Consider the following 19,393-nt stretch of genomic DNA (forward strand, 5'->3'; position numbering starts at 1 on the left):
TTTTTATGGAAAAATTACAAATGAATATCTTAAAAGCAGGCGAGAAAGCCCCTCAATTTACTCTTCAAAATCAGGCTGGTGAAGCTGTTTCTCTTTCCCAATTTACGGGTCAAAACGTATTAGTCTATTTTTACCCTAAAGCCCTCACACCAGGCTGTACCACGCAGGCTTGTGGGCTGCGTGATAGTAAATCAGAGCTTGAGGCACTTAATGTAATTGTGCTTGGTATTAGTCCTGATTTACCCCAAAAATTAGCTCAATTTGCTGAGAAAAAAGCACTAAATTTTACGCTTTTATCAGACCCTGATCATAAGGTAGCAGAAGCCTTTGGTGTGTGGGGCGAAAAGAAATTTTTAGGCAAAACTTATGAGGGTATTCATCGCATTAGCTTTTTAGTAAATGAGCAGGGTGTGATTGACCACGTTTTCGATAAATTCAAAACAAGCGAGCATCATCAAATGGTTGTAGATGTTATTAAAGGATCAAATTGATGGCTAAGAAAGCGATTTTCCTAGATCGTGATGGCACAATTAATATTGATCACGGTTATGTGCATAAAATTGATGATTTCCAGTTTATTGAAGGCGTTGGAAAAGCGTTAAAACAGTTTCAAGACAAAGGCTATTTGCTTGTGTTAGTCACTAATCAATCGGGCATTGCACGTGGTTATTTTAGCGAAGATCAATTTATGCAACTGACTGAATGGATGGACTGGTCATTAGACGAAGACTATGGCGTTGTGCTAGATGGAATCTACTACTGCCCACATCATCTAGAGGGTAAAGGTGAATACTGTGAAGATTGCAATTGCCGTAAGCCGAAATCAGGAATGTTTGAGCAAGCGATAAAAGATCTCCATATTGATCCGTTTCAATCGTATATGGTAGGCGATAAATTAGAAGACTTGCTCGCAGCAGAAAATGCTGGTGTGAAAACCAAGGTATTAGTGCGAACAGGTAAAGAGGTAACGCCAGAAGGTGAGGCAAAAGCCGATTTAGTGCTGGATAGCCTTGTTGATTTGGTTAGATATATTAAATAAAGAAAGCAGGCATTTGATTGCCTGCTTTCATTTTTTATTTTCGGCATTGAGCCAAAATGTCTAATTCCGTTTTATAACTGTTTAAAGTGCTGAAATCCATATCGTTAATACTGAACATAGTATGGAAGAGATTATCATGCGAATAAGCATTATTTTTCGCATTATTTCTAACACAATTTAAATCAAAGGGTTTATTTTGAATCCACATGTTAGAAAACCACATAATCATCGGGATATGGGTTTGATATTCAGGAGCAATTGCATAAGGAGCACCGTGTAAATATAAGCCGTTCTCACCTAATGATTCGCCGTGATCGGAGACATAATATAATGCACTTTTCCACTTATCATTCTGTTCTAATTTGGTAATGATTTTATCGAGAAATTGGTCAAGATAAATTATACCATTATCATAAGTATTAACTAATTCTTGATTAGAGCAGTGGTTGATTTCATTAGTATCACAAGTGGGTGTAAATATTTTTTCTGAATTTGTATATCGCTCATAATAAGTAGGCCCATGGTTTCCCATTGTATGTACAATAATCATAAAATCTTTTGCGGTGTCATTAGCTAATGCTTTATCAATTTCGGGTAATAAAATATTATCTAAGCACTCTCCATCACGACAATATTCTGGCAGATTAAAATTTAATACATCAGTGCTTGGTATATTCTTACACACACCTTTGCAATCACTATTATTATTTAACCAGTGAATATCAATATTTGAGCGTTGTAATATATCGAGTAAATTATCCTGTTTGTAAGATAAATTGACATTAAAATCGTCTTTACTCAAGGAGGAAAACATACAAGGCACGGAGACTGCAGTTGCAGTACCACAGCTAGTTACATTCGGGAAATTAATAATCTGATCGCCTCGTGCTGCTAATTTGGGTGTTGTTTGGCGATAATAGCCGTTGAGTCCCCAATTTTGAGCTCTTGTTGTTTCACCAATCACAATAATAGTTACGTTTCGGTAACTATCAGACTTAGCTTGTTTTGCATTTATATCAATTTGCTGATATGGCGTGTTATCTCGATAATAATGACGAATTCCTTTAATGCCAGAGACTATAAAGTTACTCGGAGTAATTAAATGTGCCAGGTTTTTATGATTTCTGAAAAAAGAAGCATAGTCTTGATAATGAAATTTTGCTATACCTAAGATTACGCCTGCTGATAATAAAATGGATACTATTCGGATCAATAACTCTTTCCACCAACGTTTATAAACAATTTTGGTGTTTAAATAGAGTAATGTAGGTAAAATACCGAGAAAAAATAACCACAAAACATATGAATTAGTAAACATTCTTGAGCTTTCGGCAATATTCGTTTGTAGCACATTATTTAACATATCTACATCAAAATAGATGTTAAAAAAGAGCGAGTTATAGCTAATTGCGGCACTCACTAAAATGAGTAATGGAATAATGATTTTATGTAAAACAGGAATAGCAAGAATATTAAGAATAATATTTAAAGCAAAAAAATAGACTATTGGCACACTATATAAAAAATAGTCTGCACTAGTGCCATTAAATGGCTGAATTTTTAATATTTGCTGAAAAAAGCCGAGATTTAACGCGACAGTAAAATAGAGCGAAACAATAAAAATAAGCGTTGTTGAACTTAATTTAAAAGAAAAAAATTTCATTTTATTTTTCCATAAAAGATAGGAGTGGCTATAAGACAGCATATTCTTTTAGTAAGTTTCAATAATTTACGCTAAAATTCTACATTATTTTTTTAATATATAAATGATCCGATGAACTACAACGACAACGCACTCTCTGCCCTAAAACTTGGGCAAAAAACCGAATATAAAAGTGAATACGACCCAACACTTTTACAGCCTGTGCCACGCAAATTAAACCGCGATGGCTTGGGAATTACGCAATCTCAGCCATTTAATTGTGGGGCAGATATTTGGACTTGCTATGAACTTTCGTGGCTAAACCAAAATGGCCTACCGCAGGTAGCGATTGCTGATGTAGCAATTGATTTTAAAAGTGAAAATTTAATTGAATCAAAAAGTTTTAAGCTTTATTTAAACAGCTTTAACCAAACAAAGTTTAATTCTATAGAAGACGTGGAGCAAACGCTTCAGAGTGATTTGGCGAACTGTGCAAGCGGTCAAGTTTCGGTAAAAATTGACAAATTATCGCATTACACGCAACAACCGATTGTGGACTTTGAAGGGGAGTGCATTGATGAGCAAGATATTCAAATCGACCGTTATGAATTTTCACCCCACTATTTAGAAAATAGTGCAGAAGGTGAGGTTGTGGAAGAAATATTAGTGAGCCATTTACTTAAATCTAACTGCTTGATTACCTCACAACCTGACTGGGGCAGCATTCAAATTCACTATCAAGGTAAAAAAATAAATCGTGAAAAACTGCTGCGTTATTTAATTTCTTTTCGGACACATAATGAGTTTCACGAGCAATGTGTTGAGCGGATTTTCTGCGATTTAATGCAATTTGCACAGCCTGAAAAATTAAGCGTTTATGCACGTTATACAAGACGTGGTGGGCTAGATATTAACCCATTTAGATCAAATTTTGAGGACGTGCCTGCTAATTTGAGAATGGCACGTCAATGATTTCGCCATTTTTTGTTCCCGTTTGAACCGCTCGGGTTGCCTTTCTTTTGGTTACTTTTCTTTGGCAAAGCAAAAAAGTAACAAATAGCCGATGTTGATTTTTATGATGAATGAATATAGCCCAAATTATTATATTGGTGTGATGTCTGGGACTAGCTTAGATGGCGTAGATATCACCTTAATGGATTTTGCAAAAAATCCGCCTAAAATGACCGCTTGCGATTTTTTTCCAATGCCAGAAAATTTGCGAGCGGAGATATCTGATTTGATTAAAACTGGCGAAACTCATCTTCAAAAACTCGGTGAAATTGACCATCGTTTAGGCGTGCTTTATGCGGAAACGATCAAGGCGTTTTTAGCGAAAAACCAGTTAACGGCAGAAGATATTCAAGCTATCGGTTGCCACGGACAAACTGTGTGGCATTCTCCAGACGCTATTTATCCGTTTACTATGCAAATTGGTGATATGAATTTAGTTGCAGCTAAAACAGGCATTACGACTATTGCGGATTTTCGCCGTAAAGATATGGCTGTGGGTGGGCAGGGCGCGCCGCTTGTGCCTGCGTTTCATCAGGCGATGTTTAGCGAACTGAACCGTGTAACCGTGGTGCTAAATATTGGCGGCATCAGCAACATTTCAGTGCTAAAGCCGAATAGCCCAACAATTGGCTATGATGTTGGCGTGGGTAACACTTTGATGGATAGCTGGATTGAGCAGCATCAACGAAAAAGATATGACAAAAATGGCGAGTGGGCAAGAAGTGGAGAGGTAAATGAGGCATTGTTAGCTTTATTACTCGCTGATCCTTTTTTTGCCAAAGCTCCCCCAAAAAGCACTGGGCGAGAGTTGTTTAATTTAATGTGGCTTGCAAAAAAATTGCAAAATTTCACCGCTTGTAAGCCTGAAGATGTGCAGCGTACCTTAGCTGAATTTACCGCAAAAAGTATTGCTAATGAATTGGCTCAGTTTGAAAGTGAATTGCCTTGCTTATTGTTGGTTTGTGGCGGTGGGGCAAGAAATCCGTTATTAATGGAAAGGTTGTCTCACCTTTTACCAAATTGGAGGGTTGCCATCACAACTGAGTTCGGTTTAGATGTTGATTATGTTGAATCTGCTGCATTTGCGTGGCTTGCTTACCAACGAATGAATAATTTAATCAGTAATATGCCAACGGTAACTGGGGCAAAAAAAGCGGTAAGTTTAGGGGTAATTTACCCTGATGAATAAAGTGAAATAATATGAGTGAAAAAAATTTACTGAATGCCTTAGGGCAGATGATTACCGAGCAGCGTAATCCTCATTCAATGAATATCGACAAACTGTCTGCACTTGAGATCGTGAAAATCATCAATAATGAAGATAAACAAGTGCCTATCGCAATAGAAAAATGCTTAGCGAAAATTGCACAAGCGGTAGAAAAAATCGTACAAGCCCTTCATCAAGGGGGGCGTTTAGTTTATATTGGTGCTGGCACGAGTGGGCGGTTAGGTGTGCTAGATGCGTCGGAATGTCCTCCAACTTATGGTGTAAATCCTGAAAGCGTGGTGGGATTAATTGCAGGTGGTGAGCGAGCGTTACGTTTTCCAGTTGAAGGGGCAGAGGATAATGCTGAGCAAGGAGCATTAGACTTACAAGCGGTCAATTTTTCTAAAAAAGATGTATTAGTGGGCATTGCAGCAAGTGGCAGAACACCGTATGTGCTAGGGGCAATGGAGTATGCTAATTCATTCGGGGCGGTGACCGTTTCAATTGCCAGTAATCCACATTCCGCAATGGCTCAAATGGCGGATATTGCAATTGACACCATTGTTGGGGCAGAAGTACTCACGGGCTCTAGCCGTATGAAATCGGGTACGGCACAAAAATTAGTGCTGAATATGCTCACTACCGCTTCAATGATTTTAATCGGCAAATGCTATCAAAATTTAATGGTTGATGTGCAAGCGACTAATGAAAAGCTAAAAGCTCGTGCAATTCGTATTGTTATGCAAGCCACAGAGTGTGAAAGGAGTATTGCTGAAAATACCCTAAAATTAGCTGAAAATAATGCGAAATTAGCAATTATGATGATATTAGGTAATTTAGATAAGCAAGAGGCTGAGAGTTTATTAGTACAGAATCAGGGAAGATTGCAAAAAGCGTTAAATGTGTAAGGCTTGTAACGTAATTTCTTCCCCAAAAGGGGAAGAAATATGGAAGCATTAAGCAAATAAATGTCTATGTTTTACTAGCTCTTCTTTTGTTAGGCTAAATACTCCTAATCCACCATTTTCAAATTCCAGCCAGTTAAATGGTACGGTTGGGAATTGTTCTATTAAATGCACCATACTGTTACCCACTTCGCAAACGAATACGCCATTATCATTTAAATAATCAGCAGCTTCGGCAAGCATACGTTTGGTTAAATCCAAGCCATCTTTACCAGAACCGAGTGCTAATTCTGGCTCGTGATGAAATTCTTGTGGCATATCACCCAAATCTTCTTCATCAACATAAGGTGGGTTAGTAACAATTAAATCGTATTTATCTTGCGGCATATTGTTAAAGAGATCGGAGCTGATTGGAAAGACTCGGTGCGATACTTGATGGCGTTCAATATTAATTTGTGCCACATCTAAAGCATCAAGGGAGAGATCAACGGCATCCACCTCCGCGTCAGGAAATTGTTCAGCACAGGCAATAGCAATACAGCCGCTGCCTGTACACATATCTAAAATACGGTGTGGCTCATTTTTGATAATACCTTTAAAGCCATTTTTAATGAGTTCGCCAATAGGAGAGCGTGGCACGATCACTCGCTCGTCCACATAATATTCGGATCCGCAAAACCAGGCGGAATGAGTTAAATAAGCTACAGGCTTGCGAGAGCCTAGGCGTTCACAAATTAAATCAATTACACGTTCTTTTTCTGCTTGTGTTAAACGAGAAGAGTAAAGCGATTCTGGTATATCAAAAGGGAGATATAATCCGGCTAAAATTAATTGTTGGGCTTCGTCCCACGCGTTGTCATAGCCGTGCCCATAGTAAAGATCGGAAGCATTAAAATAGCTGTATGCCCAACGCATCATATCTTGAATGGTAGCTAAATCATTAGCCACTGGCATCGCTGCAATTTCATCAAGGAGTTCGATATTATATTTAAACATATTAAGTGCCTTTTGCATAATGATAGAATTGCTGTTTTATACCACATTTTGCTTTGTGTTAGAATGTAAAAATGAAAAGAGGGAATTATTATGCCAGAGAAAATACTAGAAGATGAATTTGCTTTGTTTCGCGAGGCAGCAAAAGGAACAAAAAAGATAGCACAAAATACTTATGTGCCAAAATCAGAGCCTCGCAAAAAATTACAAGAATTAAGAGAATTAAAAGAAAAAGCGGATATAGAGTTTTATTTTTCAGATGAATATGAGCCATTGCTTAAAGAAGAAAATGAAAAAGTAAAATATCTACGTGAAGATGTCGATCCTCATATGCTAAAAAGGCTCAGACGTGGCGACTTTCAGCCTGAACTGTTTTTGGATTTACACGGTTTAACCAAAGAAAAAGCAAAAAAAGAGCTGGCGGCATTAATTCTTGCTTGTGAGCGAGAAAAAGTGTTTTGTGCCAGTATTATGACGGGTTTTGGTACTCGTGCCTTAAAAGATCAAATTCCTCGCTGGCTTGTGCAACATCCTAAAATTATGGCGTTACATCAAGCACCCAAAGAATGGGGAGGCGATGCCTCTATTTTGATTTTAGTTGAACAGCCTGAAAACCCCGAGAAAATGTTCGGACGATAGCGAGGCATTGGAATATTTTATTATTCTGAATACGGAAAATAATTGAAGCATTTGGAATAAAACCTTAGTGAAACTTGTGAAAGTTAAACTAAGGTGCAAAAAAATCCACTATTTTGCCGATGGTTATATCCATTAATTGAGGGTTAGAAAAAGCGTGATCAGCCCCTTCAATGGGGATCAGCTCAATCACATTCTTGTCGGCAAATTGTTGGGATGTGTGCAGTGCTACCATTTCATCTGCTGTGCCGTGTAGAATTAAGATTTGATCGGCATAGTCTAAGTAATCGTTTTGTGTAATATCAGATTCAGCGAGTTCATTGAAAAAGGTTTGGCTGATTTTCATTTGGCGGTCAAAACCCCATAAAATTTCTCTCCCTTTTGCCAGTTTTTGCCGCTCTTCTTCTGATAAGCGATTCATTAGTGAGTGATAAATTTGTATGGCTGGTGCACGTAAAGCAATTTTTAGAAATGGATTGCCTTGTTCGCTAATATATTTGAGCGTTAAATAACCGCCAAAACTGGTGCCATAAGCGTAGATATTTTTCGCATTTAGCGTGTTTTTGGCATAATGAATAACTAATTGCAGATAACTAAGACACTCTTCAACTGAAAGTTTTTTGCGTGCATCATTGCCGTGACAAGGAAAATCAAAAGCAAGAGCGGCATAACCGTTATACTTTGAGATTAAACGTTCGCCAAATTTAGTATTTGATTTTAAATCTTTTGATGAGCCAAAACCGTGTAGAATCAGCACTACATTTTCAATGTTGTGCAGATCTTTTTCATAAAACAGCTTGCAGCGAATGCTGAAACCTTGTTCGTTAATCTCAAAGCGTTTTTCCATTTTAGTTCAATTCCACGATGCTTTATATGATTGCAGTTTAACATTGTTCCCTTACAAGCGGTCGGATTTTTCCATTTTTTGGTAAATTTAATCGGGTATGACTAGCTAAGTACAAAATATATTTATAGAATGTTTCACTCATTTTTAAAGGAGAAAGCAAAATGTTACAACTTATTTTCGCTATTTTATGTAGCGTAACCGTTGGCGTATTAATTAAATTCGCACGCCAAAAAGGCATCAGGATCGATCAAAGTATCGCAGTAAACTATATCGTAACGACTACGATGACATTTTTATTACTTAAGCCTGATTTTCAAGAACAATCCATAACTGATATTGTTGCCAATAACCCATCTTCTTATATTTTTGTGATTTTAAGTATCACTCTTCCCACTATTTTCTTAGTGCAAGCCAAAGCACTTGAATTTGCAGGTATTATTAGAACAGATGCAGCACAGCGTTTGTCTTTATTTTTGCCTATTCTTGCCGCATTCACTATTTTTGGTGAGGAAGTGACTAACAATAAATTAATTGCTTTGCTATTTGCTTTTGTGGCGTTGGTTTGTTTGCTTTGGAAAGGTAATCAAGGTATAGAAAAAGGGGGAAAAATTGCGATTATCAGCCTTTTCCTAGTTTGGGTTGGTTATGGCGTGAATGATATTTTATTCAAACAGATGGCGAAATCAGGCTCTGCTTTTCCCGTTACCTTAGCAATTGCTTTTATTGGTGCAGGCAGTTTTATGTTTATTTATTTGCTACTGAAACGTACTCAATGGCACATTCCAAGCGTATTAACAGGTTTGCTGTTAGGCGTGTTGAATTTTGGTAATATTTTATTCTATATTCAAGCCCATCAAGCAATGAAAGATGATCCAACACTCGTCTTTACAGGAATGAACTTAGGCGTTATCTGTTTAGGTACTTTTGTGGGGGCATTTTTCTTTAAAGAGAAAATTCATAAAGTAAACTATTTGGGTGTGGCGATTGCGATTGTCGCAATTATTTGTTTATTCTATTGGCGATAAATTTAGGGTGATTTTAGGTAGAATTGCAACATTTTCAATAAATTTAACCGCTTGTTAGTTTTATCCACATATATTTCATAAAGGATTCCATAATGAACCCCAAAGCCTTGCTTGCATTTATTGTTTCTACTATTTTTGCTACTCAAACCGTTGCTACCACAACAGATAAACTTATTGAGCCTAAACATTTTTTGAATGGGACGGAGATAGGCTACGATCTGAATTTTAATGATCAAAATTATCGTACTATTGAAACAGCAATCAATGGTGAAAAAGTACGCTTTCGAGCTTTTGAGCGAATTGTTTATGTAAAAAATCCTGTTGAGCCTGAATATCAGAGTATGAATATTTATGTGCCAGAAAGCTATTATAACGAGGGAGAGATTAACGGTTATAAAGCGGATACTGCCCCCATTTTCTTCCAAAATTGGATAAAAGGTTATATGCCCACTAAAGCAGAAAGTGATGAGCAAAAAGGAGAGGTCGGTTTACCTCATTTGATTTTACGTGCACTTTCTAAAGGATATGTTGTGGTGAGTGTTGGCGTGCGAGGTCGTACCTTGCAAAAAGAGGGGAAATACATAGGAAAAGCACCAGCCGTAATTATGGATTTAAAATCAGCCGTGCGTTATTTGCACGCGAATGATGAAAAAATGCCAGGCGATGCGAATAAAATTATTGCAAATGGTACAGGTGCAGGTGGGGCAGTGGCTGCTCTATTGGGAGCTTCTGCCGATCATTTTGATTATGAGCCTTATTTCAAGGAAATTGGAGCATTAAAAGCAAGTGATAAAGTATTTGCTGTTTCTGCGTATGCACCAATGACCAACCTTGAAAATGCCGATATGGCGTATGAGTGGCAATTTAACGGTGCGAATGAATTGGCAGAGCGTTTTCCTATTTATCTCAATAGCTTAAATTTAACAGATGAATCAGGCAATCCATTAACACTCGATTTACAAGGTAATGGTTCTTTTAAAGATTATTTAGCAAATTTAATTAAAGATTCAGCAAATAAAGCCTACAGTCAGTTAGCTGAAAATAGTGAGCAACAAAAAGCGTTTCAAGAAATTAGTTGGCTATCTTTTGAAAATAATAAAGTGAGCAATGTGGATTGGTCTGGCTATGTACTTTCAGAAAAACGAATGAAATCATCGCCAGCGTTTGATATATTCAATGCAACTTCAGATGAAAACAATCTATTTGGTACTACGACGGAAAATAACCGCCATTTCACGCTTTATAGTGCAGAACGTTCATCAAATAAAGAGATTCATTTAGCGGATCCACAAATAGTGAAACGAATGAATCCAATGTTTTATTTGGATAACCCAAATGCAGCAGAGCATTGGCGAATTCGAGTAGGGACTGCAGATCGTGATACGTCATTGGCTATTTCTGCGATTTTAGCGATTAAACTACAAATGGAAGGTAAAAATGTGAGCTATAAAACGCCTTGGGGCGTTTTGCATTTAGATGATGATTTAGATGAGTTGTTCGAATGGGTTGATGAAATCGTCAAACCCAAGCCATAAAAAATGGAGTAGAATAGGCAGATCGAAGGATCTGCTTTTTTATAGATTGAAGATGTATGCAAGTTAAAAAATTTAGTCAAAAATATGTGAATTGGGTATTAAGGCTCGGGCGATTAAGAGCCTCGCTTCTTGGTTTTTTTATGGTTGCAGCATCAGCAATTGCCATTCAAAGCGGATTAACGTATCTGTTTATTGGCAAAATAGTTGTGGTAGATATTTTACGCTCCATTGCTTTTGGATTAATTTCCGCCCCCTTTGTCCTCTATTTTTTCACATTATTGGTTGAAAAGTTAGAACGCTCCCGTTTAATGTTAGAGAAGGCAGTTAAAGATTTAGAAGAATTAAGAGAACAAGATGCTTATCTCCACGCTAAATTAGAAAAGAACAACCGTGATAAAACTATCTTGATGGCAACGATTAGCCATGAATTACGCACACCGCTCAATGGCATTATCGGCTTAAGTCAAATTTTGCTTGATGAGGAGCTAAATGAAAAGCAGCAGGAATATCTTAAAACGATCAATATGAGTGCAACCGCATTAGCTCATATTTTTGGCGACATTATTGACTTAGAAAAAATTGACAGCAGTCGTATTGAACTATTTAGGAAAGAAGTAGAATTTGAGCGATTTATTCGAGATATTACCAATTTCGGTAATTTTATGGCGGGAAATAAAAATATTGATTTTGAATTAAAGTACCCGAAGAATTTACCTAAATATATTTATATTGACTATGCACGCCTAAGTCAGATTTTATGGAACTTAATCAGCAATGCGGTGAAATTTACCCCTGCAAGCGGTCGAATTTTGCTAGAAATTTGCCAACTGGATAAAGAGCAATTTAGTTTTAGTGTCGCAGACTCAGGCATTGGTATTCCTGAAAAAGAGTTACGCAAAATTTTTGATATGTTCTACCAAGCTGAAAATTCAAAAGAGAAAAAGGCACAAGGGAGTGGCATTGGGTTGTCCGTTTCAAAACGGATTGCAAAATTAATGGGGGGAGACTTAGTCGCTAAAAGTCAAGAAAATCAGGGCTCAACGTTTACGCTCACTGTTCAAGCAGAAAGTACAGAAACAAAGCCAGAGCTAGAGATTCAACATCACGCGTTAAAAGTGCTTCTTGTTGAAGATATTGAAATGAATGTGGTTGTTGCTCGTGCCATTCTAGAAAAAGTCGGTTGTGATGTTGATGTAGCGATGAGTGGGGCAGAAGCGTTCAAATGTTTTGAACAAAATAGTTACGATTTAATTTTATTAGATATTCAGTTGCCTGATACCACCGGTTTTGAGATTGCACAAACATTAAGAAATCGTTATGAAAATGAAGAAATTGATTATCTGCCCTTACTGATTGCATTAACGGCGAATGTGATTCAAAGTCAACAATCTTATCAAGCACAGGGTATGGACGATGTACTGCATAAACCGCTCTCCTTAGAGGCGTTAGTCAATTGTTTAAATCATTACTTCGATAATAGCTTTTTGCAAAAAGAGAAGGAAAAACAACCGCTTGCAGCTAATAAATTGTCTGAAGAGCCTTATAATATTTCAATGTTAGATGAACTTACCGAAGTAATGGGAAAAGACGCCGTGCTGGCCAATATGGATCTATTTGCTGATTTAATGCCAACGTATTTAGACAATCTACAACGTTATTTAAGTGATTGGCAAGCAACATCGGATCCTCAAAGTCGAAAATTAGTGGCAGAAGAAGCACACAAAATCAAAGGTGCTTTATCATCTATCGGTTTAGAGCAATTACAACGAGTTGCTCAACAAGCTCAATCGGATAATGGCAAGCAATGGGAAGAAAATATTACCTCTTGGGCAGAAAGGATTCAGTCAATATGGCAGACCGATTTGCAAGCCGCGAGAGAATATATCAATATGTTAGATAAAGTGTAGTTATTTACCACTTCTTTATTTTCGGATTCACAAATTCAATCCCTTTATCTTGATAGCTTATGCCTTCCAGCTCTAGCAGAAAACGCTTATTCGGTAAGCCACCCCCAAAACCAGTTAGCGTTTGATTTTTACCAAGCACTCGGTGGCAGGGAATAAGAATAGAGATAGGGTTACGCCCCACTGCACCACCTACCGCTCGCATAGCATTCGGATTGCCTAACTTGTTTGCTATTTCTCCATAGGTTGTGGTGTTACCATAAGGAATTTTACGCAGGATTTCCCAGACAGATTGCTGAAAATCGGTGCCTTGTGGAGAAAGAAAATCCAAAGGCTGGAATGCAATTTTTTCTCCTGCGAAATAGCGGTCTAAAATTGCTTTTGTTTTGCAAAAAATGTCTAAAACTGCACCGCTTGTTTGGGGTGCTTTAATAAAGTGTTCTACCGACGTTGAGCGCTGTTCTTGCTCAAATTCAACATAAATTAACCCATCTTCTTGGGCAAGTAAAAGCAATTTGCCTACAGGGCTTTGGTAATAATCGTAGTAAATTTGTGATTTCATTGAATATTAAAATAGAGTGACACCATAAATGGCGATGGCTGGAAAGTATAATGGACTTTGTTACACCAATCAAATTTTATCCAATTTCAATTGTTGCGATCTGTTGAACGCCAAGCTGATGAAATGATGTACGCCATAATGGAGTTTGTTTTGGTATTTTGGACTATTTTTTCGTATAATTGATTTTCTTTTTTAATATATAAAACCTTTCACATTAATTAGTGCTAAATGATTGACTAAATTAGTGGGTTATATAGAATTTAGCACATTGTTCTGGATGATTTTCTGGAAAACTATGAGGATATTTTATGAAACTTACCTCAAAAGGGCGTTATGCGGTAACCGCTATTTTAGATATTGCTTTACACGGTAAATCAGAGCCAGTGAGTTTAGCCGATATTTCAGATCGCCAAGCGATTTCCCTTTCCTATTTAGAACAGCTTTTTGCACAGCTTCGTCGTGACTGCATTGTGCAAAGTATTCGCGGTCCAGGTGGCGGTTATCAATTAGGCAAAAAGCCAGAGCACATTAGCATAGGAATGATTATTTCTGCAGTTAATGAAAATATTGATGTCACCAAATGTAAAGGGAGCGGCAACTGCCGGAAAGATTCTCAATGTTTAACGCATTCTTTGTGGGAGCGATTAGAAGATCAAATTGAGCAGTTTTTAGGGACAATTTCAGTGGCAGACTTAGCCGCAGAACACGCTGATCACGATTGTGAAAAAGCCCATTGTCACGAACATTCTCATCATCACTAATTGCAAAATTTTTAATAAAAACAACCGCTTTTGAGTTGTTTTAACTAGGAGTAACAATGAAATTACCAATTTATTTGGACTATGCCGCAACCACACCAATGGACGAACGTGTTGCGAAAAAAATGATGGAATATATGACCAAAGACGGTATCTTTGGTAACCCAGCTTCTCGCTCTCACAAATTCGGTTGGGAAGCAGAAGAAGCGGTTGATGTAGCTCGTAATCAAATCGCAGATTTAATTGGGGCAGATAGCCGTGAAATCGTTTTCACTTCAGGGGCAACAGAGTCTGATAATCTTGCAATTAAAGGTGCGGCTCACTTCTACCAAACAAAAGGTAAGCATATCATCACGGTTAAAACGGAACACAAAGCGGTATTAGATACTTGCCGTCAGTTAGAGCGTGAAGGTTTTGAAGTGACTTACTTAGATCCTGAAGAGGACGGTTTAGTCGATTTAGCGAAATTTGAAGCAGCAATTCGCCCAGATACAATTTTAGTGTCCATAATGCACGTGAATAACGAAATGGGCGTTATTCAGCCAATCAAAGAGATTGGTAAAATTTGTCGTGCGAAGAAAATTATTTTCCACGTAGATGCAACGCAGTCTGTTGGTAAAATCGAAGTGAATGTACAAGACTTAAACGTCGATTTAATGTCTTTCTCTAGCCATAAATTATACGGACCAAAAGGTATCGGTGGTTTATATGTTTGCCGTAAACCTCGTGTACGTTTAGAAGCGATTATTCACGGTGGTGGTCACGAGCGTGGTATGCGTTCAGGAACATTACCTGTTCACCAAATCGTGGGTATGGGTGAAGCTTATCGTATTGCGAAAGAAGAAATGGCAACAGAAATGCCCCGCTTAAAAGCACTTCGCGATCGTTTATACAACGGCTTTAAAGATATTGAAGAAGTTTACGTAAATGGTTCAATGGAAGAAGGTAAACGTATTGATTCAAACTTAAACATCAGCTTTAATTTTGTTGAAGGTGAATCTTTAATGATGTCATTGCGTGATATCGCCGTATCATCAGGTTCAGCTTGTACTTCTGCAAGTTTAGAGCCATCTTATGTGTTACGTGCTATCGGTCGTGACGATGAATTAGCCCATAGTTCAATTCGTTTTACGTTAGGCCGTTGGACAACGGAAGAAGAGATCGATCACACTATTGAAATCGTGAAAAAAGCAATCGTGAAATTGCGTGAGCTTTCTCCACTTTGGGAAATGTTTAAAGAAGGCGTGGATCTCTCTAAAATTGAGTGGAATCACCACTAATGCAGAAAAATTTTGCCGTGCGAGGTAGTCTTTAATGCAAGGCTTTGCAATCGCAGGCAAAATTTTCCTAATCTAACAAATAATTTGGAAGGAATACAAAATGGCATATAGCGAAAAAGTAATTGATCACTACGAGAACCCTCGTAATGTAGGTACATTTGATAAAGAAGCTTCAGATGTGGGAACGGGTATGGTGGGAGCACCTGCGTGTGGTGATATTTTACGTTTACAAATTAAAGTAAACGATCAGGGTATTATTGAAGATGCACGCTTTAAAGCGTACGGTTGTGGTTCTGCCATCGCATCAAGCTCGTTAATTACCGAATGGGTAAAAGGCAAGTCTTTAGATGAAGCGGGCGCAATCAAAAACAGCGACATTGCAGAAGAGCTTGAATTACCACCGGTAAAAGTTCACTGCTCAATTCTTGCAGAAGATGCGATTAAAGCAGCAATCGCAGACTACAAAGAAAAACAAGCGAAGTAATATGATACAATCAATGCAAGCGGTCGATTTTTGCAAAAAATTTGCAAAATTTCACCGCTTGCATTTGCTATTTCTATCTTGATTTAATCCATTCACATACAATATCCATAAGGACAGTACAGATATGAGTATTACCTTAACTGAACCAGCAGCAAACCGAGTTCGTACATTTCTAGAAAACCGTGGAAAGGGCATTGGCTTAAGGCTTGGCGTGAAAACCTCAGGGTGTTCAGGCTTGGCGTATGTGCTGGAATTTGTTGATGTATTAAATGAAGACGATCACGTATTTGAGCAACACGGAGTAAAAGTGATTGTGGACGAAAAAAGCCTCGTTTATCTCAATGGTACAGAGCTTGATTTTGTCAAAGAAGGCTTAAACGAAGGCTTTAAATACAACAATCCGAATGTGAAAAATGAATGCGGTTGTGGCGAAAGCTTTAATGTTTAAGGAGCAAAAATGAGTAATCCATTTATACTATTTGACTTACCCGTTCAATTTCAACTTGATAATGCCCAGCTTTCTGAGCGTTATCTTGCTTTACAAAAACAGCTTCACCCCGATAATTTTGCTAGCTATTCAAGTGCAGAACAACTTGAAGCGGTGCAAAAATCAGCAGATGTGAACGATGCGTTAAATATTCTTAAAGATCCGATTTTACGAGCAGAAGCGATTATTGAAATTCACACAGGTGAAGCTAAAAACCTGGAAGAAAAAAGTATGCGAGATGTGGATTTCTTAATGCAACAGCTCGAATGGCACGAAAAGCTCGAAACCATCGAACACCGCCAAGACGAAACCGAATTAACGGTTTTCTTAAAACAGATTAAAACTGAGCAAAAATCGGTACTTCAACAGCTTGGAACAGAATTAAATGCAGAACAATGGCAAAAAGCAAATGCCTTAACCGATAAATTACGCTACTTCAAAAAGTTGATTATTCAGATTGAGAAAGTAGAAGAAAAATTGTTTGAAATGTAAATACAAGCGGTCATATTTTATCGGGGTTTTGCAAATGAAAAGTTTAGACGTGTTACTAGATAAACAATCCGCTTGGTTAATTTTAAGAGACTGGTTCGCTCAAGCAAAAAATCATTACGAAATTTTGGCAAGCTATCCTGAAGATGCCAGTGCGGCTTTAGTCGGAATGCAGCTTTCCACCCGCTCACCGCTTGGAGCAATGCTTTATGAAACAGGTGGAGTACTTATTGACCACGGTTGGCTACGCATTTTAGGCTCAGACAATGAAAAATTACCCCGTGGGTTGTTCGATTGGAATTTCGGCAAAACCTTCAAGCAATCGGGCGAGCAGCCAAGCCATTTATTGATTGCAGATGATGCGATTGGCGGCTATTTTGCCATTAACGCAGGTGGAATTGGGGCTGATATCGGCAACGTGTATTATCATCACCCGAAAAGCCAACAATGGCAAAGTCTTAATTTTGGCTATTCTGAATTTTTAGGCTGGGCATTATCTAGCGATTTAGACGAGTTTTACCAAGACCTCCGCTGGGAAAATTGGCAAGCCGATGTTAGAAAATTGCAAGGTCATCAAATTTTAGATTTAAACAGCAAAATTGCCATACCGATTGAACGCCACTACCAAAGCGTTTTTGCCCCTGAAAATATGGGATATTCGGTGGCTTAAAAATTTTTCTCTCTCCCACAAGGGGAGAGGGGGATAGATTAGAGAGATAAAAATATAATGGCATTATTACAAATTTCTGAACCCGGTCAAACCGCTGCACCACATCAACACAGATTAGCAGTTGGCATTGATTTAGGCACAACAAATTCATTGGTTGCGACTGTTCGTAGCGGGCAGGTGCAAGTGTTGTTAGATGAACAAGAAAGAGCATTAGTGCCATCGGTCGTGCATTACAGCGAAACTGAAAAAACAGTCGGTGTTGAGGCTTTTGCAAAAGCAGCACTTGATCCACAAAATACGGTTATTTCCGCCAAGCGTTTAATTGGGCGTTCGCTTGCTGATGTTGAGCAACGTTATACCAATTTACCTTATCAATTTAATGCGAGCGAAAATGGCTTGCCGCTCATTCAAACGGCACAAGGGAATAAAAGCCCGATTGAAGTTTCAGCAGATATTTTAAGCCACTTGGCACAATTCGCAGAAAAACGTTTAGGTGGAGAATTATCGGGCGTAGTTATTACTGTGCCTGCCTATTTTGATGATGCCCAACGCCAAAGCACTAAAGATGCGGCACGTTTAGCTGGCTTAAATGTATTACGTTTATTAAATGAGCCAACGGCGGCGGCAATTGCCTATGGTTTAGACAGTGGTCAAGAAGGCGTAATTGCTGTTTACGACTTAGGTGGTGGCACGTTTGATTTATCCATTTTGCGTTTACGCAAAGGCGTGTTTGAAGTATTGGCAACGGGAGGCGATACCGCTCTTGGCGGCGATGATTTCGATCATTTATTAGCCGATTGGATAGCCGAACAAGCTAATTACAAACCACAAACTGCTAGCGAACAGCGCGAATTATTAACTTTAGCAACTCAAGCAAAAATTGCTCTTTCACAAGCGGCCGAATTTGAGGTGAATTTTGCAAATTGGACAGGTACTGTGAGTCGTTTGCAATTTAATGAGCTAATTCAACCGCTTGTAAGACGTTCTTTAATGGCTTGTCGCCGTGCGTTAAAAGATGCTGGCGTGGAAGCTGAAGAGGTGCGAGAAGTGGTGATGGTAGGTGGTTCAACCCGAGTGCCTTTTGTGCGTGAGCAAGTGGGTGAGTTTTTTGGTAAAACGCCATTAACATCTATTGATCCAGACAAAGTGGTGGCGATTGGTGCGGCAGTTCAGGCCGATATTTTAGTGGGTAACAAGCCTGATTCTGATATGTTGTTATTAGATGTCGTGCCTCTTTCATTAGGTATTGAAACAATGGGCGGTTTGGTGGAAAAAATTATTCCACGTAATACTACTATTCCTGTTGCTCGAGCCCAAGAATTTACCACTGGCAAAGACGGGCAAACAGCAATGACTATTCACGTGCTACAAGGCGAGCGTGAGCTGGTGGAGGATTGCCGTTCATTAGGTAAAATCAGCCTGCGTGGTATTCCTGCAATGGCAGCTGGTGTGGCACAGGTTCGAGTCACTTATCAAGTTGATGCAGATGGTTTATTAAATGTAACGGCAATGGAGAAATCAACAAAAGTTCAGGCATCGATTCAAATTAAGCCATCTTACGGTTTAACTGATGAAGAAGTTACCCAAATGATTAAATCTTCGATGAGCAATGCCAAAGAAGATATGGCAGTTCGTCAACTCGTTGAGCAAAAAGTGGAAGCAGACCGTGTGATTGATAGTGTCGTGATTGCATTGAAAGAAGATGGCTCAGAGGTATTGAACATCGAAGAATTTAAGGCGATTGAAGCTCAATTAGCCCGTTTAATTGAATTAAAAGCAGGAACAGATCGCCTAGCTATTCAGCAAGGCATTAAAGATTTAGATTTAGCCACACAAGAATTTGCCGCACGCCGTATGAATTTATCTATTCAAAAAGCATTAGCGGGTAAAAAAATGGACGATCTTGCATAAGGAGTGTT

Annotated in this window: 20 protein-coding genes; 16 read left to right on the plus strand and 4 right to left on the minus strand. The window is 38.4% G+C overall.

Annotated elements, in window-relative coordinates:
• The first annotated feature begins 20 nt into the window (after positions 1–20).
• Positions 21–491 (plus strand): thioredoxin-dependent thiol peroxidase, encoded by a 471-nt coding sequence (bcp, locus tag HV560_RS06485; RefSeq protein ID WP_176810382.1) that lies wholly within the window; start codon positions 21–23, stop codon positions 489–491.
• Positions 491–1,039: a D-glycero-beta-D-manno-heptose 1,7-bisphosphate 7-phosphatase gene (gmhB, locus tag HV560_RS06490; protein ID WP_176808191.1), complete on the plus strand. Its 549-nt coding sequence runs from the start codon at positions 491–493 to the stop codon at positions 1,037–1,039. The genes bcp and gmhB overlap by 1 nt, the downstream gene beginning before the upstream one ends.
• Positions 1,040–1,073: 34 nt before the next feature.
• Here the strand turns inward: gmhB and HV560_RS06495 are convergent, their stop codons facing one another.
• The gene (locus tag HV560_RS06495; RefSeq protein ID WP_176812444.1) at positions 1,074–2,702 is read right to left on the minus strand and encodes a phosphoethanolamine transferase; all 1,629 of its coding nucleotides are present in this window, start codon (positions 2,700–2,702) and stop codon (positions 1,074–1,076) included.
• Positions 2,703–2,813: 111 nt separating this feature from the next.
• Here HV560_RS06495 and queF point away from each other — a divergent pair, with 111 nt between their 5' ends.
• From queF to murQ, 3 genes are all read left to right on the plus strand, one after another.
• Positions 2,814–3,653: an NADPH-dependent 7-cyano-7-deazaguanine reductase QueF gene (gene queF, locus HV560_RS06500; protein ID WP_176812445.1), complete on the plus strand. Its 840-nt coding sequence runs from the start codon at positions 2,814–2,816 to the stop codon at positions 3,651–3,653.
• Positions 3,654–3,744: 91 nt separating this feature from the next.
• Entirely contained in the window at positions 3,745–4,881 is a 1,137-nt protein-coding gene (locus HV560_RS06505) for an anhydro-N-acetylmuramic acid kinase (RefSeq protein ID WP_176812446.1), read from the plus strand.
• 11 nt (positions 4,882–4,892) lie between these two features.
• On the plus strand, positions 4,893–5,807 hold the full coding sequence (murQ, locus tag HV560_RS06510) for an N-acetylmuramic acid 6-phosphate etherase (RefSeq protein WP_176812447.1): 915 nt from the start codon (positions 4,893–4,895) through the stop codon (positions 5,805–5,807).
• 48 nt (positions 5,808–5,855) lie between these two features.
• Here the strand turns inward: murQ and prmB are convergent, their stop codons facing one another.
• Positions 5,856–6,800, minus strand: a complete 945-nt coding sequence (gene prmB / locus HV560_RS06515; protein ID WP_159629543.1) for a 50S ribosomal protein L3 N(5)-glutamine methyltransferase — start codon at positions 6,798–6,800, stop codon at positions 5,856–5,858.
• A 102-nt stretch (positions 6,801–6,902) separates the two neighbouring features.
• On the opposite strand from prmB, the gene smrB reads away from it, so the two are divergent.
• Complete coding sequence (gene smrB / locus HV560_RS06520; RefSeq protein WP_176809007.1) at positions 6,903–7,436, plus strand: endonuclease SmrB; 534 nt, start codon at positions 6,903–6,905, stop codon at positions 7,434–7,436.
• 88 nt (positions 7,437–7,524) lie between these two features.
• Here smrB and HV560_RS06525 read toward each other — a convergent pair whose 3' ends face one another.
• Complete coding sequence (locus tag HV560_RS06525) at positions 7,525–8,280, minus strand: alpha/beta hydrolase family protein (RefSeq protein ID WP_176812448.1); 756 nt, start codon at positions 8,278–8,280, stop codon at positions 7,525–7,527.
• A 161-nt stretch (positions 8,281–8,441) separates the two neighbouring features.
• On the opposite strand from HV560_RS06525, the gene HV560_RS06530 reads away from it, so the two are divergent.
• From HV560_RS06530 to HV560_RS06540, 3 genes are all read left to right on the plus strand, one after another.
• On the plus strand, positions 8,442–9,305 hold the full coding sequence (locus HV560_RS06530; RefSeq protein ID WP_159629549.1) for an EamA family transporter: 864 nt from the start codon (positions 8,442–8,444) through the stop codon (positions 9,303–9,305).
• A 92-nt stretch (positions 9,306–9,397) separates the two neighbouring features.
• Complete coding sequence (locus HV560_RS06535; protein ID WP_176812449.1) at positions 9,398–10,840, plus strand: subtype B tannase; 1,443 nt, start codon at positions 9,398–9,400, stop codon at positions 10,838–10,840.
• Between the two features lie 56 nt (positions 10,841–10,896).
• Complete coding sequence (locus tag HV560_RS06540) at positions 10,897–12,747, plus strand: ATP-binding protein (RefSeq protein ID WP_176812450.1); 1,851 nt, start codon at positions 10,897–10,899, stop codon at positions 12,745–12,747.
• 4 nt (positions 12,748–12,751) lie between these two features.
• Here the strand turns inward: HV560_RS06540 and HV560_RS06545 are convergent, their stop codons facing one another.
• Positions 12,752–13,306 carry a methylated-DNA--[protein]-cysteine S-methyltransferase gene (locus HV560_RS06545; RefSeq protein WP_176812451.1) on the minus strand — a complete coding sequence of 185 codons (555 nt, stop codon included), beginning with the start codon at positions 13,304–13,306 and terminating at the stop codon, positions 12,752–12,754.
• A 308-nt stretch (positions 13,307–13,614) separates the two neighbouring features.
• Between HV560_RS06545 and HV560_RS06550 the strand changes: the two genes are divergently transcribed.
• The 7 genes from HV560_RS06550 to hscA all read left to right on the plus strand — a co-directional run bounded on the left by HV560_RS06550 (position 13,615) and on the right by hscA (position 19,385).
• Positions 13,615–14,067 (plus strand): Rrf2 family transcriptional regulator, encoded by a 453-nt coding sequence (locus HV560_RS06550; RefSeq protein WP_176812452.1) that lies wholly within the window; start codon positions 13,615–13,617, stop codon positions 14,065–14,067.
• A 56-nt stretch (positions 14,068–14,123) separates the two neighbouring features.
• Positions 14,124–15,344, plus strand: coding sequence for an IscS subfamily cysteine desulfurase (locus tag HV560_RS06555; protein ID WP_176809838.1), 1,221 nt, complete (start codon positions 14,124–14,126; stop codon positions 15,342–15,344).
• Between the two features lie 100 nt (positions 15,345–15,444).
• Positions 15,445–15,828: a Fe-S cluster assembly scaffold IscU gene (gene iscU, locus HV560_RS06560; protein WP_018651776.1), complete on the plus strand. Its 384-nt coding sequence runs from the start codon at positions 15,445–15,447 to the stop codon at positions 15,826–15,828.
• A 124-nt stretch (positions 15,829–15,952) separates the two neighbouring features.
• Entirely contained in the window at positions 15,953–16,276 is a 324-nt protein-coding gene (gene iscA, locus HV560_RS06565; RefSeq protein ID WP_159629561.1) for an iron-sulfur cluster assembly protein IscA, read from the plus strand.
• A 9-nt stretch (positions 16,277–16,285) separates the two neighbouring features.
• Positions 16,286–16,807, plus strand: a complete 522-nt coding sequence (gene hscB, locus HV560_RS06570) for a Fe-S protein assembly co-chaperone HscB (protein WP_176809839.1) — start codon at positions 16,286–16,288, stop codon at positions 16,805–16,807.
• A gap of 34 nt (positions 16,808–16,841) precedes the next feature.
• Positions 16,842–17,474, plus strand: coding sequence for a DUF2625 family protein (locus HV560_RS06575; protein WP_176812453.1), 633 nt, complete (start codon positions 16,842–16,844; stop codon positions 17,472–17,474).
• 57 nt (positions 17,475–17,531) lie between these two features.
• On the plus strand, positions 17,532–19,385 hold the full coding sequence (gene hscA / locus HV560_RS06580) for a Fe-S protein assembly chaperone HscA (RefSeq protein ID WP_176812454.1): 1,854 nt from the start codon (positions 17,532–17,534) through the stop codon (positions 19,383–19,385).
• Positions 19,386–19,393: the final 8 nt, after the last annotated feature.

Source organism: Mannheimia pernigra (assembly GCF_013377995.1).
Classification (GTDB): domain Bacteria; phylum Pseudomonadota; class Gammaproteobacteria; order Enterobacterales; family Pasteurellaceae; genus Mannheimia; species Mannheimia pernigra.

Coding starts and splice junctions, on each gene's coding strand:
- bcp (WP_176810382.1), top strand. CDS start 21: ATGAATATCTTAAAAGCAGGCGAGAAAGCCCCTCAATTTACTCTTCAA.
- gmhB (WP_176808191.1), top strand. CDS start 491: ATGGCTAAGAAAGCGATTTTCCTAGATCGTGATGGCACAATTAATATT.
- HV560_RS06495 (WP_176812444.1), bottom strand. CDS start 2,702: ATGAAATTTTTTTCTTTTAAATTAAGTTCAACAACGCTTATTTTTATT.
- queF (WP_176812445.1), top strand. CDS start 2,814: ATGAACTACAACGACAACGCACTCTCTGCCCTAAAACTTGGGCAAAAA.
- HV560_RS06505 (WP_176812446.1), top strand. CDS start 3,745: ATGTTGATTTTTATGATGAATGAATATAGCCCAAATTATTATATTGGT.
- murQ (WP_176812447.1), top strand. CDS start 4,893: ATGAGTGAAAAAAATTTACTGAATGCCTTAGGGCAGATGATTACCGAG.
- prmB (WP_159629543.1), bottom strand. CDS start 6,800: ATGTTTAAATATAATATCGAACTCCTTGATGAAATTGCAGCGATGCCA.
- HV560_RS06525 (WP_176812448.1), bottom strand. CDS start 8,280: ATGGAAAAACGCTTTGAGATTAACGAACAAGGTTTCAGCATTCGCTGC.
- HV560_RS06530 (WP_159629549.1), top strand. CDS start 8,442: ATGTTACAACTTATTTTCGCTATTTTATGTAGCGTAACCGTTGGCGTA.
- HV560_RS06535 (WP_176812449.1), top strand. CDS start 9,398: ATGAACCCCAAAGCCTTGCTTGCATTTATTGTTTCTACTATTTTTGCT.
- HV560_RS06540 (WP_176812450.1), top strand. CDS start 10,897: ATGCAAGTTAAAAAATTTAGTCAAAAATATGTGAATTGGGTATTAAGG.
- HV560_RS06545 (WP_176812451.1), bottom strand. CDS start 13,306: ATGAAATCACAAATTTACTACGATTATTACCAAAGCCCTGTAGGCAAA.
- HV560_RS06550 (WP_176812452.1), top strand. CDS start 13,615: ATGAAACTTACCTCAAAAGGGCGTTATGCGGTAACCGCTATTTTAGAT.
- HV560_RS06555 (WP_176809838.1), top strand. CDS start 14,124: ATGAAATTACCAATTTATTTGGACTATGCCGCAACCACACCAATGGAC.
- iscU (WP_018651776.1), top strand. CDS start 15,445: ATGGCATATAGCGAAAAAGTAATTGATCACTACGAGAACCCTCGTAAT.
- iscA (WP_159629561.1), top strand. CDS start 15,953: ATGAGTATTACCTTAACTGAACCAGCAGCAAACCGAGTTCGTACATTT.
- hscB (WP_176809839.1), top strand. CDS start 16,286: ATGAGTAATCCATTTATACTATTTGACTTACCCGTTCAATTTCAACTT.
- HV560_RS06575 (WP_176812453.1), top strand. CDS start 16,842: ATGAAAAGTTTAGACGTGTTACTAGATAAACAATCCGCTTGGTTAATT.
- hscA (WP_176812454.1), top strand. CDS start 17,532: ATGGCATTATTACAAATTTCTGAACCCGGTCAAACCGCTGCACCACAT.